The 15,936-nt window shown below is 68.6% G+C and carries 12 protein-coding genes; 8 read left to right on the forward strand and 4 right to left on the reverse strand.

Annotated features, from left to right (window positions below; all coding sequences use genetic code 11):
• Positions 1 to 18: 18 nt before the first annotated feature.
• Together DI276_RS00400 and DI276_RS00405 are read right to left on the reverse strand one after the other, a co-directional pair.
• Positions 19 to 864, reverse strand: coding sequence for an expansin EXLX1 family cellulose-binding protein (locus tag DI276_RS00400; protein ID WP_112261228.1), 846 nt, complete (start codon positions 862 to 864; stop codon positions 19 to 21).
• Entirely contained in the window at positions 858 to 1,910 is a 1,053-nt protein-coding gene (locus DI276_RS00405; protein ID WP_112261229.1) for an SGNH/GDSL hydrolase family protein, read from the reverse strand. The genes DI276_RS00400 and DI276_RS00405 overlap by 7 nt, the downstream gene beginning before the upstream one ends.
• A 97-nt stretch (positions 1,911 to 2,007) precedes the next feature.
• On the opposite strand from DI276_RS00405, the gene DI276_RS51740 reads away from it, so the two are divergent.
• A complete protein-coding gene (locus tag DI276_RS51740; protein WP_232836348.1) occupies positions 2,008 to 2,853 on the forward strand; it encodes an SGNH/GDSL hydrolase family protein in 846 nt (281 codons plus the stop codon).
• On the opposite strand, the gene yicI is transcribed toward DI276_RS51740, so the two are convergent.
• Positions 2,841 to 5,051, reverse strand: coding sequence for an alpha-xylosidase (gene yicI, locus DI276_RS00415; protein ID WP_112261230.1), 2,211 nt, complete (start codon positions 5,049 to 5,051; stop codon positions 2,841 to 2,843). The two genes, DI276_RS51740 and yicI, sit on opposite strands and share 13 nt — an antisense overlap.
• 122 nt (positions 5,052 to 5,173) lie before the next feature.
• On the opposite strand from yicI, the gene DI276_RS00420 reads away from it, so the two are divergent.
• Positions 5,174 to 6,319 (forward strand): hypothetical protein, encoded by a 1,146-nt coding sequence (locus DI276_RS00420; protein WP_112261231.1) that lies wholly within the window; start codon positions 5,174 to 5,176, stop codon positions 6,317 to 6,319.
• Positions 6,320 to 6,325: 6 nt separating this feature from the next.
• Here the strand turns inward: DI276_RS00420 and DI276_RS00425 are convergent, their stop codons facing one another.
• A complete protein-coding gene (locus DI276_RS00425; protein WP_112261232.1) occupies positions 6,326 to 7,534 on the reverse strand; it encodes an ROK family protein in 1,209 nt (402 codons plus the stop codon).
• Between the two features lie 135 nt (positions 7,535 to 7,669).
• On the opposite strand from DI276_RS00425, the gene DI276_RS00430 reads away from it, so the two are divergent.
• From DI276_RS00430 to DI276_RS00455, 6 genes are read left to right on the forward strand one after another with little or no spacing between them, the layout of a single operon-like run.
• The gene (locus DI276_RS00430) at positions 7,670 to 9,328 is read left to right on the forward strand and encodes an ABC transporter substrate-binding protein (RefSeq protein WP_112261233.1); all 1,659 of its coding nucleotides are present in this window, start codon (positions 7,670 to 7,672) and stop codon (positions 9,326 to 9,328) included.
• Positions 9,329 to 9,330: 2 nt separating this feature from the next.
• Positions 9,331 to 10,329: an ABC transporter permease gene (locus DI276_RS00435; RefSeq protein ID WP_112261234.1), complete on the forward strand. Its 999-nt coding sequence runs from the start codon at positions 9,331 to 9,333 to the stop codon at positions 10,327 to 10,329.
• The gene (locus DI276_RS00440) at positions 10,326 to 11,999 is read left to right on the forward strand and encodes a dipeptide/oligopeptide/nickel ABC transporter permease/ATP-binding protein (RefSeq protein WP_112261235.1); all 1,674 of its coding nucleotides are present in this window, start codon (positions 10,326 to 10,328) and stop codon (positions 11,997 to 11,999) included. The genes DI276_RS00435 and DI276_RS00440 overlap by 4 nt, the downstream gene beginning before the upstream one ends.
• Entirely contained in the window at positions 11,996 to 12,751 is a 756-nt protein-coding gene (locus DI276_RS00445; protein ID WP_112261236.1) for an ABC transporter ATP-binding protein, read from the forward strand. The genes DI276_RS00440 and DI276_RS00445 overlap by 4 nt, the downstream gene beginning before the upstream one ends.
• Positions 12,748 to 15,195, forward strand: coding sequence for a glycoside hydrolase family 2 protein (locus tag DI276_RS00450; RefSeq protein ID WP_112261237.1), 2,448 nt, complete (start codon positions 12,748 to 12,750; stop codon positions 15,193 to 15,195). The genes DI276_RS00445 and DI276_RS00450 overlap by 4 nt, the downstream gene beginning before the upstream one ends.
• Positions 15,192 to 15,878 (forward strand): LacI family DNA-binding transcriptional regulator, encoded by a 687-nt coding sequence (locus DI276_RS00455; protein WP_232836349.1) that lies wholly within the window; start codon positions 15,192 to 15,194, stop codon positions 15,876 to 15,878. Before DI276_RS00450 ends, DI276_RS00455 begins: the two co-directional genes overlap by 4 nt.
• The last annotated feature ends 58 nt before the right edge of the window (positions 15,879 to 15,936 follow it).

Consider the following 15,936-nt stretch of genomic DNA (forward strand, 5'->3'; position numbering starts at 1 on the left):
GGGAGCGTTCCCAGGAACTTAGCGAGCGGCGAACTGCAGGTTCGTGGCCTGGACGACGTCGGGCTTGACCGGCAGGGCGTTCACGACCAGGCGCTCGCCGTAGATGTCGGTGATCGCGATGGCGCCACCACACCCGGCACCGTTCTCGGAGAGGAAGTAGTTGTACTCCATGCGGCGCAACTCCTTCCACTGCCCACCGGCCTGGACCTCCAGCCGTGCCACCGGGTTGCGGTGGTCGATCGCCTGGATCCCGCACCACCACTGGGACGACCCGGTCTTGTAGCGAATGGAGATCTTCTTCTCCAGCGGCGGGCTCACCAGCGACCAGGTCACCGGGATCTCTCCCACCTTCGGGTCTGCCAGCCGCGCGAACGCCTCCCGGCTCAGGTCCAGCTGTCCGACCCGGCACGGCGCCGGGCACAGGTTGGTGACCCGCACGGTGATGCTCTTCCCGTTGGCCCGCACCAGGATGTACGCGCCGCAAGCCTTCGAGTCCTCGTAGTCCGACCAGTTCATCGCGACCGTCAACGGGTCGGGGCCGGGGTCGTACGAACACGCGCCGCCACCGTCGGAGGCGTAGTGCGTGGCAGGCGCGTTCCGGGTGGCGCCGGGCTTGATCTTGCTGGCCAGCGACGCGGCAACTTGCGCCGGCGGTGCAGAGGAGGACGACGGTGGCGCGGACGACTGCGGCACCGGCGTTGAAGACGCGGTCGTGGTGGTCGTCGTGGTCGTGGTCGTGGTCGTGGTGACCGCCGCAGCGACTGCGCGGCCGGTCACGTCCCCACTGCCCCACACCGCGACACCTGCGCTCACCAGCGCCAACGCGGCGACAACCAGCACCGCCAGACGGGTCCTCGTCACCATACCAGCCCCAATCTCGCGATGTACTCGGTCAGCAGTCCGGAGATCAGCCGGTGGTCGCGCTGCGAGAAGTGCCAGTCGCAGCCCAGCCGGTCGATCGCGGGGTCAGCGTAGTTCCAGTACCGGACCCGGCTGTCACCCCTCTCCTGCACGACCTGCCGAGCCGCGTCGGCGAACGTCCCCGTGGCCTCCGGCACGCTCACGACGATCGTCGGGCCGGAGCCGTAGCGGGCCCGCAGCTTGTCGAGAAACCCCTGGTAAGCCGACTTGTACGCGGCCACGAGACGCTCGGGCGTGGGCCACTGCTCGCCGGGCTTGAGCGCGGTGGAGAAGTCGTTGGTGCCCAGCCCGACCACGATCAGTTGCGGCCGCCAGGAACCGGGGTTCTGCCACACGTCGCCGTCGACGTTGAGCACCGCCCGGTCGTAGAAGTTCCGGTAGCTGACACCGGGGTCGCCGCCGCCGTAGTTGCGCACCATGCCGCGGCCGGAGATGGCGTTGATCTGGTAGTCGGCGTTCAACGCCCGCGAGGTGAGCGCGCCGAAGGTGAGGTCCGCGTTGGAGTTGCGGTCGATGCCGCCGTTGGTCGAGCAGTCACGCGTGGTCGACAGGTTGCCGTAGCCCGCGGTCAGCGAGTCGCCGATGAACTCGATCTGCCGCGTCCGCGCAGCAGGCTTGGTCAGCACGGCGCCGACGAACCCGTCGAACTCTCCTGCCGCCCAAGGGCTTTCGGACCGCTTGACCAGCCGGACGCGGTGCTCGCCGTTGCTCAATCCACGCACCCAATGCGTGGTGCGGCCGGGTTTGACCAACGTCGAAACGGTGCGCCCGTCGATCTGGACGTCGTAGTAGTTCGTCGCGTCGTTGAGCGAGATCCCGACGCTGGTGCCGCGGAACCGGCCCTCGAAATAAACGCCGGGCCAGGTGTACTGGACCTGTTTCGTGACCCGTCCCGCCGTGTGCGCGCGGTCCAGGGCACCAGGCGCCGCCGCTGCTGCGGGGACACCGACGAGAGTGGCAACAAGCGCAGCAACGAACAACCGTGACATGAAACGAAAACTGGCACGATGCCTTGGACTCGTCAACGAGTTCGAAGTCGATTCGACACAATTGCCGGAATCGACAAATTCTGTTTAGCCTCAACGCATGCGGCGATTCAAACGTTTCCAGGGTTGCGCTGTGCTCGTGGTCTCGCTGGTCCTGCCTTTCACAGCCGCCCCGGCGTCGGCGGATCAACCCGACTGCGTCCCGGCAGCAGCAGCGTCCGCCAGTGCCGCGAGCGTGAAGGTCTGGCTCGCCGGCGACTCGACGATGGCCAACCCCAGGACCAGCTGCCCGGTCGGCTGGGGCACCGAGTTCGACTCACTGTTCAAAGACGACGTCACCGTGGTGAACAACGCCGTGGCGGGCCGGAGCATCCAGACCTGGCTGTACGAGTCCAACGTGCAGAGCACCAAGGACGCGGCGGGCGAGTGCGTGGTGAGCCCGAAGACGTTCCACCAGCGCTGGCTCACCATGCTCGACCCTGCCAACGGGATGAAGGCCGGCGACTACCTGATGATCCAGTTCGGGATCAACGACGGCGACCGCAACTGCCCCCGGCACGTCGGCAGCGCCCGGTACAAGGAACTGCTCGCCCTGATGACCAAGGCCGCCAAGGACCGCGGCGTCACCCCGATCTTCCTGACGCCCGTCTCGGCGATCAGGTGCAGCGGCAACACGGCCGTCGGCACCCGCGGCTTCCTCACCGAAACCTTCGACGCGGGCCGGGCCGGTGGCGTCACCGTCATCGACCTGCACAAGCTGAGCTACACGCTCTACAACACGCTCAGGCTGTGCCCCAACGACGGTGACTACACCAAGGGCCCGGTCGGCGCCTTCTTCTGCAACGACCACACCCACTTCGAAGCGGCCGGGGCGAGGCAGATCGCCGGCGTGGTCGCGAAAGCACTGCGCGACCAGCGAATCCCCCTCGCCGGCTACCTCAGGTGAGCTGAACCGGGCACCGGCTCCCCACCAGGCAGCTGAACCTGCCACGCCGACGGCGGCGACTCGACCTGAACCTCGATCCGGTCGCCGCTGCGGCGGGTGTGGAACGTGGCACCGCCGACCTCGGTGGTGACCGAAGAACCGTCGTCGAGCTGGCAAACCCGCAACGTCACGCCTTCCGCGTAGTCGTAGTCCGGCCGGTCGTCGACAGCACCGAGCGGGAGCACGGTGTTCGGCCGGACCAGCAACGGCACGGTGCGGAAGTCGCATGTCATCGTTGTCCACCGGCCACCGGGCACCTCGGCGCCGGTGAAGAAGTCGGTCCACATGCCCTCCGGCACGTAGAACGACACCTCGCCGCTGTCCGAGAACACCGGCGCCACCAGCAGACTGTCACCGAGCATGTACTGGCGTTCGAGGTGCGTGCACGCCGGATCGTCCGGGAACTCCAGCGCCATCGCCCGCATCATCGGAATGCCCTCGGTCGCGGCCTGCCGCGCGGCGTGGTGCAGGTACGGCATCAACCGCGCCTTGAGCTTCGCGAACACCCGCAGCACGTCGACGGCCTCCTCGTCGAACAGCCACGGCACCCGGTACGACCTGCTGCCGTGCAGGCGGCTGTGCGACGACAGCAGGCCGAACGCGATCCACCGCTTGAACAACGCCGGATCCGGCGTGCCCTCGAAGCCGCCGATGTCGTGGCTCCAGAACCCGAAACCCGAGAGTCCCAGGGAGAGCCCGCCACGCAGGCTCTCGGCCATGGCCTCGTAGGTCGACTCGCAGTCGCCGCCCCAGTGCACCGGGAACTGCTGCGAACCGGCAGTGGCGGCACGGGCGAACACCACGGCCTCACCGTCACCACGGCGTTTGCGCAGCACCTCGAAGACAGTCTGGTTGTAGAGGTACGCGTAGTAGTTGTGCATCCGCTCGGGATCGGAACCGTCGAAGTACACGACGTCGGTGGGGATCCGTTCGCCGAAGTCGGTCTTGAAGCAGTCCACGCCCTGGTCGAGCAAAGCGTCCAATTTGGACGCATACCACTCGCGGGCGGCCGGGTTCGTGAAGTCCACCAGCGCCATGCCCGGTTGCCAGAGGTCCCACTGCCACACGTCGCCGTTCGGCCGCTTCAGCAGATAGCCGCCCTCGACCCCCTCGGCGAACAGCGGAGACCGTTGCCCCACATAGGGGTTGATCCAGACTGAGATCCGCAGGTCGCGCGCCTTCAACCGGTCCAGCATGCCGACCGGGTCCGGGAAGGTGCGCGGGTCCCACTCGAAGTCGCACCAGTTGTACTCGCGCATCCAGAAGCAGTCGAAGTGGAACACGCTCAACGGCAGGTCGCGCTCGATCATGCCGTCGATGAAGCCGGACACCGTCTGCTCGTCGTACGACGTCGTGAAGGACGTGGACAGCCACAGGCCGAACGACCACGGCGGCGGCATCGGCGGCCGGCCAGTAAGCAACGTGTACTTGCGCAGGATCTCCTTCGGGCTCGGGCCGTAGATCACGAAGTACTCCAGCGACTGGCCCTCGACGCTGAACTGCACGCAGGACACCTTCTCCGAGGCGACCTCGAACGAGACGTGGCCAGGATGGTTGACGAACACGCCGTAGCCCGCGTTGGTCAGGTAGAACGGCACGTTCTTGTACGCCTGCTCGCTGCTCGTGCCGCCGTCCGCGTTCCAGATGTCGACCGTCTGTCCGTTGCGCACCAACGGCCCGAAGCGCTCGCCGAGCCCGTACACGACATCACCGACGCCGAGGGCGAGCTGGTCACGGACGTAGTGCTTGCCCTCCAACGTCATGAAGCCCATGCCCTTGGCCGTGCTCGACGTCAACACCGTGCCGTCGACCGCGAACTCGATCTTCCACTCCCGGCTGACCTTCACCTCCAGCGCGCCGGACGTCAGGGTCTCGTCGGTCAGCCGCACCTGCGGTTCCGCGGTGGCCAGCCCGAACTCCGGCTGTCTGCGGCGTTCTCCCTCGAAGTGCGTGAGCCGCACGCCGATCACGTCCGGCATCGGTGAGGAGAGCCGGACCGTCGCCACCGGGCCCTGCAACAGGTCGCCGCGGTGGCGGATCGGGCGGGTCGGCGCGTGCACCACCAACTCCCCCGCCGCCTGGGTGATGTCGTAGACCTCGACCGGATGCGCCGCCTGCACTCCGTCGCGCAGCAGCCAGTACCCGTTGCTGAATTTCATTCGACCGCTCTCGCCGCTCGAATTCGAATCGAATCGCTTCGATTGCTTTTCCTGCGAGGAACGCTAGCGATAACGTCCGGACGAGGACAGTGCTTTTCACCCCACCCTCCAGGGGGGATTTCATGCTCTCGACCAGGTGGCGCACAGGTGCTCTCGTGGCCGCGGCGGCAGTGCTCGGCAGTCTGACACCGGCTGCGGCGGAACCGCGGATCATGGCTTGCGGCGACCGGGCGTTCAACGCCGAGGCCGTGCTGAGCGGCAGCACGTGGACGGCCCGCAACGGCGGCCGGACCGTCTACACCGGCGGTGACCTGCGCGCCGCCGTCCAGGCCGCGGTGAACAGCCTCGCCGCGGGACGCACGTCCAAGCAGTGGGTGCTGGTGCGCGGCAACGGTTCGATGAGCGCCGGCTCGCGGATCTCGTTGCCCAGCTACACCGGCATCGACGTCTGCGGCACGATCAACGTGACCGGCTCCGGTTCCGGCGACCAGGCCCCGATCTACTCCAGGGGCACCCGCGACGTCGAGGTGCGCTACCTCAGCGTCACCGGCCGCCCGCTGTACGGGATCTTCATGCGCAACGTCGACAACCTCGTGCTCGGCCAGATCGACATGCGGCTCTCCGGCGGCCTCGGCGTGCGCATCGACAACCGCGGCAACACCAGCGTGCGCAGCCGGAACATCAGGATCGACAACGTGTTCGTCTCCGGTGCGGGCAGTCACGCCGTCGAGACGTACGGCGTGGACGGCCTCACGATCGGCACGGTGACCGCCCGCAGCGTCGGCGAGTCCGGGTTGTTGCTCAACGACACCATCAACGCCACGGTCGGCACGGTGGACGCGGAGAACGCCGGCGCGGGCACCGGCTACGCGGCGTTCCGGACGGCCAACCGCAACGGCCGCATCGGCAACGGCTACCCGGCCAACGTCCGGGTCGGCACCGTGCGGGCACGTGGCGGCGGCCGTGGCGTGTTCTGCGTCTCGGAGAGCGGCGGGCTGGTCATCGACCGGGTCGACATCGCGAACACCGGCAACAACTCAGTGCTGATCGAGAACTGCCACCACGTGAACCTCGCCGCGCAGAGCGGCACCGTCACCGGCGGCGGCGAGATCCGGCTGGCCGCGCGCTCGGAGTTCCCGAACAACAGCGACATCACCGTGCAGAACCTGACGGTCAACAACTCGTCGGTGCGCGAAAGCCCTTGTGGCACCAACACGACCTTCCGCAACATCAGGCTCAACAACAGCACGTCGAACGTGTGCCCCTGAACCCGCTCAGCGGACGAACACCGGTGGCTCGTCGGCCGCCAGGTCGTCCGGCAGCTGCAGTCCCTGCTGCCGCGGCACGAGCTCGGACTGCAGCACGATCGCGGCGGCACCGATCGCCGACGCCGACGCGGCCGAGGGCGACAACCGCACGGAGACCGGATGGGCGCCGACCGCGCCCTCCAGCTCCGCGCGCAGGACCGGCAGGTAGACCGAGCCCGCGATCGCGAAGCTCGGGCCGGTCAGGACGAGGACCTCGAGGTCCAGCACGTTGGCCAGCGAGCGGGCCGCCACCGCGAGGTACCGGGCGGACCGCTCGAGCAACGCCAGCGCCCGCGCGTTGCCCCGCCGGGCGGCCCGGCTGATCGCCGCGAAGTCCGCCGCGACCGGGGTGGCAACACGCGTGCGGCCGCCCACCAGACCGGCCGCGCGGGACAGCGCGCGGTCGGCTCGCGCCTGCGCCACCACAGCGCCGGGACCTGCCAGCACCTCCAGGCATCCCCTTGCCCCACAAGAACATCGCGGCCCGTCGAGGTCGAGGCACGTGTGGCCGATCTCGCCGGCGTGCCCGCTCGGTCCCCGGTGCGTCGTGCCGCCGAGCACCACCCCGGCACCGAGGCCGGTGCCCATGTGCAGCGCGGCGAACGTCGACGTGGCGCCGACCCCACCGGACCAGTGCTCGCCGATCGCCGCCGCGGTCGCGTCGTTGTCCAGCACCACCGGCAGACCCGTCGCCCGTGCCAAAGCCGCACCGAACTCGTCGAGCGCCGACGGACGTGCCGCGACCAGACCCAGGCCGAGGATTCGATCGCGTTCGACACCAACGCTGTCGATCAGCGCGGCCACCTCGCGAGCCATCTTGGCGACGACGGCTTCGTCCGGCCCAGAACCGGCGCGCGAGATGCGCGCCACGACCGCTCCGCCGAGATTGGTCAGCACGTAGGTGATCCGTGCGTCGTCCAGGTGCACTCCGACGGCGTAGCGCGCGAAGTGGTTGAGCTGCAACATGACCCGGCGCTTGCCACCGGTGGATTCGGCGTGCCCGGTCTCGGCGACGAGGCCCTCGTCGATCAGCCCGCGCACGACCGTGGAGATCGTGCCGCCGGTCAGGCCGCTGGCGTTGACCAGGCCGACCCGGCTGATCATGCCGGCGGCGCGGATCAGGTCCAGCACGGCCGCCCTGGTGCTGGCGTGGGTCGTCCGCGCCGGTCCGCTCACCGCATTCCTCCGTCGAACGACGAACTTCTGCATCGACAAGTGCCGACCAGTAAAGCATCCCAGGCCGTTGACTTTCTTTGTTTAGTATCTGAAGAATCCTCGCCGCGAACCACCCAGCGGCGGGGAGGATCAACGATGCTCAAGCAGCTTTGCGCACTCGGTCTGGCGGTGGTCGTGGCGGCCACCGCGGCGTGCTCGGGGTCAGGTGGCAGCAGCAGGGCCAGAGACACGCTCGTCGTCTACACCGGTCAGGCCGGCGACTTCCAGCTCAACTTCAACCCGTACTCCCCCACCTTCATCGAGGGCATGGGCACGATCAACGAGCCGCTGTTCTTCTTCAACATCGCTGCCGACCAGCCGCCGAAGCCGATGCTGGGCACCGGCTTCCAGTGGAACGCCGACGGCACCGAGCTGTCGATCACGTTGCGGGACAACGTGTCCTGGTCCGATGGCGAGAAGTTCACCGCCGACGACGTGGTGTTCACGCTGGACATGGTCGCCAAGAACCCGGCACTGAACAAGACCGCCTACAAGGGCACGGCCAGCGCGACCGACGACACGCACGTGGTGGTCAAGTTCCCCGAGCCGGCCTACATGGACGGCCCACAGGTGCTCGGCCAGATGTGGATCATGCCCGAGCACATCTGGAAGAACATCGCCAACCCGGCGACCGAGGTCAACCCCAAGCCGGTCGGCACCGGCCCGTTCGTGCTCGGCGACTTCAAGGCGCAGTCGTTCACCCTCAAGGCGAACCCGAAGTACTGGGGCGGTGAGCCCGCGGTCAAGCAGGTCCGCTACCTGTCGCTGTCGGGCAACCAGGCGGGCGTGGACGCGCTGAAGGCCGGGTCCATCGACTGGCAGACCGGCCCGATCCCGGACATCAAGGACATCGAGAAGAACTACCCCGGCTACAAGGCGATCACGTTGCCGCTCAACCAGGTCTCGTTGTACACGTGCTCCAACGTCCAGCTGGGCTGCCAGGGCGCGCAGACCGACCCGGCCGTGCGCAAGGCGATCTACTACGGCATGAACCGCACCCAGATCAACTCGCTGGCCTTCCAGAACGTCAACACGGAGATGTCGCCCGGTTTCACACTGCAGCCGCGCGACAAGGCGTTGCTGTCGACCAAGCTGACCGACCAGATCGCGCCGATGAACCCGAACACCGCCAAGGCCACCGAACTGCTCACCTCCGCCGGGTACGTCAAGGGTGCGGACGGCATCTTCGCCAAGGACGGGAAGCCGCTGACGCTGACCGTGAAGGTGGTCGCCGGCTGGACCGACTACATCACCGCACTGGAGACGCTGAGCCAGCAACTGCTCCAGATCGGCGTCAAGATCACCCCGCAGCAGCTGTCGTGGAACGAGTGGGCCGACGCGCGCGGCCGCGGCCAGTACGAGCTGTTGATCGACTCCGTCGAGCAGGGCCCCGCGCCGGACCCGTACTACACCTATGCCTACTTCTTCTCCACCGCTGCCACGGCTCCGGTCGGGCAGACCGCCTTCCCGAACTACTCCCGGTTCAGCAACCCGATCGTGGACAACGCGCTGGCCGAGCTGAAGAAGACCGACCGCGGCAACCCCGCGCGGCAGCAGCACTACGACGCCATCCAGATCGAGCTCGAGAAGCACCTGCCGTACATCCCGGTGCTGACCGGCGGAATCCCGAACGAGTACAACGACAGGGCGTTCACCGGCTGGCCCACGAAGGACGACCTCTACGCCTTCCCGGCGGTGTGGAAGAGGCCGGACGCCTCGCAGGTGTACATGAAGCTCAAGCCCACCGGGAACTGACGATGAGCTACTACGTGCGCAAGGCCGCCTTCTACCTGGCGGCCCTGTGGGCGGCGGTGACGCTGAACTTCGTCATCCCGCGACTGCTGCCGGGCAACCCGGTCGACATCCTGATGGCCAAGCTCCAGCAACGCGGCGGAACCGTCGATCCGGCCGCCCGCAAGGCCTACGAGACGCTGCTCGGCACAGGAGGCGGTGGCTCGGTCTTCCAGGAGTACGTCGCCTACCTGGGCAACCTGCTGCGCGGTGACCTCGGCGTGTCGGTCAGTGCGTTCCCGGCGAAGGTGTCCGAGGTGATCGCCGACTCGCTGCCGTGGACCGTCGTCCTGGTCGGCCTGTCGACGCTGCTGTCGTTCCTGCTCGGTGTCGGGCTCGGTGCGGTGGTCGGCTGGAAGCGCGGCACCTGGCTCGACGCGCTGGTGCCCGCGACCACCGTGCTGTCGGCGGTGCCGTACTTCTGGCTGGCGCTGATCCTGATCTCGCTGCTCTCGTCCGGCCTGGGCTGGTTCCCGCTCACCGGCGGCTACGACGTGGTGCTGGATCCCGGTTGGAGCGGAGAGTTCATCGGCTCCGCGATCTACCACGGCATCCTGCCCGCGCTGACGATCGTGATCTCGTCGATCGGCGGGTGGCTGCTGGGCATGCGCAACATGATGGTCTCGGCGATGTCCGAGGACTACGTGCTGACCGCGCGGGCCAAAGGGCTGACGGACCGCCGGATCATGATCCGGTACACGGCCCGCAACGCCGTGCTGCCGTCGGTCGCCGGGTTCGCCATCTCGCTCGGGTTCGTGGTGTCCGGGTCGCTCGTCACCGAGCTGGTGTTCTCCTACCCCGGCATCGGGTCGAAGTTGCTGCAAGCCGTGCAGAACAACGACTACGCACTGATGCAGGGCATCTTCCTGGTGATCACCATCGCGGTGCTGGGCGCCAACCTGGTCGTGGACCTGTTGTACGGGCTGATCGACGCCCGCACGAGGGATCGGAGCACCGTCTCATGAGACCCAAACTCGCCGCCGGCCTCGGCCTGGCCGGTCTCATCGTCCTCTTCGGACTGATCGGCCCGCTGCTCACCGGTGACCCGGCCACGATCAGGGACATCGGCCTGACGCCGCCGAGCGGTGAGCACCTGCTCGGCACCACGCTGACGGGCCAGGACGTCCTCGCGCAGCTCGCGAGCGCGACCCGCGGCTCGCTGTGGATCGGCGCGCTCGTGGCCGTCATGGCGACGGTGCTGTCCGGGATCTTCGGCATTGTCGGCGCCTACGCGGGCGGTGCGGTCGACGAGGTCTTCTCGTTGTTCTCCAACGTGATGCTGGTGATCCCCGGGCTGCCGCTGGTCATCGTGATCACCGCGTTCGTCCCTCCCGACGAACGCGGCACGTGGAACATCGCGCTGGTGCTGGCGATCACCGGGTGGGCGGCGTCGGCACGCGTGCTGCGGGCGCAGACGCTGTCGTTGCGCAACCGGGACTACGTGGCCGCGGCCCGCGTGTCCGGGGAGAAGACCTGGCGGGTGATCGGCGTGGAGATCCTGCCGAACCTGCTGCCGGTCCTCGCCTCGCAGTTCGTGTTCACCGTCGTGCTGGCGATCCTCAGCGAGGCAGGGCTGTCGTTCCTCGGACTCGGCGCGGCGAACTCGTCGACGCTGGGCACGATGTTCTACTACGCCCAGAACGGCTTCGCGCTGCAACGGGAAGCGTGGTGGTGGTTCGTCCCGCCCGGCATGGTCATCGCGCTGTTCGGCGGCGCGCTGGCGTTGATCAACTTCGGCATCGACGAGATCATCAACCCCCGGTTGCGCGACCGGCCCCGGCGCAAGCGTGACGTCGTGGCGGTCGAGGCGGAGATCGCTCCGGTCGAGCCGGACGCCGTGCTGACTGTCCGCAACCTCAACGTCGTCTACCAGTCCTCGCCGCCCGTGCACGCGGTGAAGAACGTGTCGCTCACGTTGCGGCGGGGCGAGATCCTCGGGCTTGCCGGCGAGTCCGGCTGCGGCAAGACCACGCTCGCCTACGCGATCAACCGGCTGCACCGGCCACCCGCCGAGGTGACGTCCGGGTCGGTCACGTTCGACGACGTCGACGTGCTCGCGCTCGAACCGGAAGAGCTCAGGGAGTTCCGCTGGGTCCGGCTCTCGATGGTGTTCCAGGGCGCCATGAACTCGCTGAACCCGGTCACCCCGATCCGCGCCCAGCTGCAGGACGCGCTGCGCACCCACCGGCCGTCGATGTCCGCGCCGGACCGGGAGCTGCGGTGCGCGGAGATGCTCCGGCTCGTCGGGGTCGACCCGGCCCGGCTCGGCGCCTACCCGCACGAGCTGTCCGGCGGCATGCGGCAGCGCGTCATGATCGCCATGGCGCTGCTGCTCGATCCGCAGGTGATGATCATGGACGAACCCACCACGGCACTCGACGTCCTGGTGCAGCGCGAGATCCTGAACGAGATCAAGCGCTTGCGCGACGAGTTGCAGTTCGCGGTCGTGTTCATCACCCACGACCTGCCGCTGTTGCTGGAGCTGAGCGACCGGATCGCCGTCATGCGCGACGGCGAGGTCGTCGAGTACGCGACCGCCGAGGACGTGTACCTGCGGCCCGAGCACCCGTACACGCGTCAGCTGCTGGCGTCGTTCCCCAGCCTGACCGGCGACCGAGGAGCGCTGATCCGTTGACCACTCTGGCAGTCCGCGGCCTCACCAAGACGTACCACCGGATCCGCGCGGTCGACGACGTCTCGTTCACGCTCACAGCCGGCCGCACGGTGGCGCTGGTCGGTGAGTCCGGTTCGGGCAAGTCGACGATCGCGCGGATGATCGCGCACCTGGTCCGCCCCACCGCCGGGGAGATCGTGCTGACCGGGCCGGACGGCGAACCCGTGCCGCGGCGGGCTTATCGCGACCACGTGCAGATGATCTTCCAGGATCCGTTCGCGTCGCTCAACCCGTTCCACACGGTCGAACACCACCTCGCGCGGCCGTTGCGGCTGCACGGACGTTCTCGCGACGAAGTACCTCATTTGCTGGAACGGGTGAGCCTCACCCCGGACTTCGCCCGGCGGCGGCCGCACGAGCTGTCCGGCGGGCAACGGCAACGCGTCGCCATCGCCCGCGCACTCGCACCGGGCGCCAAGGTGATCATCGCCGACGAACCCGTGTCCATGTTGGACGTCTCGATCCGCATGGGCGTGCTGAAGCTCCTGGGACGGTTGCAGCGCGAGGAGCACCTCGCCGTCCTCTACATCACGCACGACCTGGCCACCGCGCGGCACTTCTCCGACGAGGTCCTGGTCATGCACCGCGGCCGGATCGTCGAGCGCGGGGCCAGCGACGACGTGCTGACCCGCCCGCAGGACCCGTACACCCGCCGGCTGGCCGCCGCCACCCCCGATCCCGCGTCCCGTTTCTCCAGGGGAGGACTGTCTTGATCCGTCAGCACCTGCACGACGGCTGGCAGCTGACCGCGACCACCACCGAGGTGCCGGACAACATCCGCGGCCGGACGGTGCCCGCGACCGTGCCCGGCAGCACGCACCTCGACCTGCTGGCGTCCGGGCTGATCACCGACCCGTTCCTGGACCAGGCCGAGGCCGAGCTGACCTGGATGCACCGCGCGGACTGGCGGTACCGCACCACGTTCCTCGCCGCGGCGGTGACGCGCGGACAGCGGGTGGACCTCGTGTTCGACGGCCTGGACACGATGGCCACCGTCGAGCTCAACGGCCACCTGCTCGGCCAGACCGCGAACATGCACCGGAGCTACCGCTTCGACGTCCGGGAGTTCCTGGTCGACGGCGGCAACGACCTGAGCGTGTCGTTCTCCTCCGCGCTGGCGCACGCCGAGAAGGTGGAGGCCGGGCTCGGGCCGCGCGCCCATGTGAACGCCCATCCGTTCAACATGATCCGCAAGATGGCGTGCAGCTTCGGCTGGGACTGGGGGCCGGACCTGCAGACCGCGGGCATCTGGCGGCCGGTCCGGCTGGAGCGCTGGCACACCGCCCGGCTCGCGCAGGTACGTCCCGTCGTCACGGTTTCCGGTGATACCGGGCACGTCGAGCTGCACGTCGACGTCGAGTGGGCCGATCCGCTGGAAGACCTGACGCTGCAGATCGCCGTGGGCTCGCGCGAGCACACCGTCCACGTCCCCGCCGGGGTGCAGACCGTGGTCGCCAGGGTGGACGTGCCTGGTGTCTCTTTGTGGTGGCCTGTTGGACACGGCCGGCAACCGCTCTACGACCTGGACGTCGTACTGCGCGGCGAGTCTGTTTTGGACAGTGCCTCCCGGAGGATCGGTTTCCGCACCGTCACCGTCGACACCACTCCCGACGAGATCGGCACGCCGTTCACCGTCGTCGTCAACGACAAGCCCATCTTCATCAAGGGCACCAACTGGATTCCCGACGACCACTTCCTCACCAGGATCACGCGCGACCGGTTGGAACGGCGCGTCGACCAGGCTCTGGGCGCGCACGTCAACCTGTTGCGGGTGTGGGGTGGCGGGATCTACGAGTCCGACGACTTCTACGACATCTGCGACGAGCGCGGAGTTCTGGTGTGGCAGGACTTTCCGCTCGCCTGCGCCGCCTATCCGGAAGAAGAACCCGTGCGCGGCGAGTTGGAGGCTGAGGCGCGCGAGAACGTCGTTCGCCTGATGTCGCATGCTTCCTTGGCGCTGTGGAACGGCGGCAACGAGAACCTCTGGGGGTTCGCCGACTGGGGCTGGCCCTGGCAGCTGGAAGGCCGGACGTGGGGGCTGGGCTACTACGAGTCGCTGCTGCCGGGGATCGTCGCCGAGCTCGACCCGACCCGGTTCTACTGCCCCAGCAGCCCGTACAGCCCTGTTCCCGGCCTGCACCCCAACGACGAGGACCACGGCACGCGGCACGAGTGGCAGGTCTGGAACGAGGTCGACTACACGCACTACCGCGACCACGTGCCGCGGTTCTGCGCGGAGTTCGGGTTCCAGGGCCCGCCCGCCTGGGCCACTTTGGTCCGGTGGATCCACGACGAGCCGCTGACCCCGTCCTCCCCGAGCTTCCTGACGCACCAGAAAGCCGAGGACGGCAACGGAAAACTCGACCGCGGCCTGGCGGCGCACCTGCCGGTTCCCGCTCGGTTCGAGGACTGGCACTGGGCGACGCAGCTCAACCAGGCCCGCGCGGTGACGTTCGGCATCGAGCACTTCCGCTCGTGGTGGCCGCGCACGGCGGGCGCGGTCGTCTGGCAGCTCAACGACTGCTGGCCGGTGACGTCGTGGGCGGCGATCGACAGCGAGGAACGCCTGAAGCCGCTCTGGTACGGACTCCGGCACGCGTTCGCGCCGCGACTCCTGACGTTCCAGCCGCGCTCGGACCGGCTCGTGCTGGTCGCGGTGAACGACAGCGACGAACCGTGGGACGCGCACGTCACCCTCGACAGGCAGACTTTCCGCGGCGTCACGCTGCACCTGACTAGACTGCGCCGGACGGTCCCGCCCCGGTCGGTCGTCGAGCTGGACCTGGACGAACCGCTGCTGCAGCCGGCGAACGACGACGCGGAGGTGATGGTGGCAACCACCGCCGAGGCCCGCGCGATCCACTCGTTCCGCGCCGATTCGGAGCTGTCGTACGACCCGCATCCCCTTGTCGCCCAAGCAGAAGCCGTGCGCAGCGGCTACGAGGTCGAGGTGCGCGCCGCCTCGTTCGCCCAGGACGTGGCGATCCTGGCTGACCGGGTCGCCCCCGACGCCGTCGTCGACGACCTGCTCGTGCCGATGCTCGCCGGCGAGGTCCGCGTGTTCCACATCCGCACGTCCTCCGTCGTCGACCCGGCGGCCTTCACCGATCCGCTGGTGCTGCGCTGCGCCAACGACCTCTGCGCGGCGCCCGAGTGAACGGCGCGGTAGGTCTCGTGCTCGCCCGCCCCGCGCGACTGCTGGGCGTCGAGCCGTTCTTCATGGAGTTCATCGCCGGCATCGAGGAACGGCTGGCCCCCCGAGATCTCTCGGTGCTGCTGCACGTGGTGGCCGAGCACGAGGCCGAGATCGCCGCCTACCGCCGCTGGGCGTCCCGCGGCCTGGTCGACGCGGTGGTCATGGTCAACCCCACGGACGACGACCCGCGCCCGGCCGTGCTCGCGGAACTGGCCCTGCCCACCGTGGTCGTCGGCGACTCGACCCTGCCGTGCGTCCGCACCGACCACGCCGGCCCGGTCGCCGAGGCGCTCGGGCACCTGCTCGACCTGGGCCACCGCCGCATCGCCAGAGTCACCGGACCTGCTGCCCTGCAACACACTGCGGCGCGCACGGCCGCGTTGCTCGCCGGGTGCGCGGAGGCCGGGGTCGAGCCGGTGATCGTCGAGGGCGACTACTCGGAGGAGGCGGGGGCCAAGCTGACCACCGCGTTACTGGGCCTTGCCGAGCCGCCGACCGCGATCCTGTACGACAACGACGTGATGGCCGTGGCCGGGCTGGCCGCGGCCGCGTCGCTGGGCGTCGCGGTGCCCGCCGAGCTCAGCCTGGTGGCGTGGGACGACTCGACGTTGTGCCGCCTGGCCTCCCCGCGCTCACGACGATGAGCGTGGACGTGCACCAGTTCGGGGTGTCGGTGGCGGAGTCGGTGCTCGAACGCATCGA

This window comes from Lentzea terrae (genome assembly GCF_003265345.1).
Taxonomy (GTDB): Bacteria; Actinomycetota; Actinomycetes; order Mycobacteriales; family Pseudonocardiaceae; genus Lentzea; species Lentzea terrae.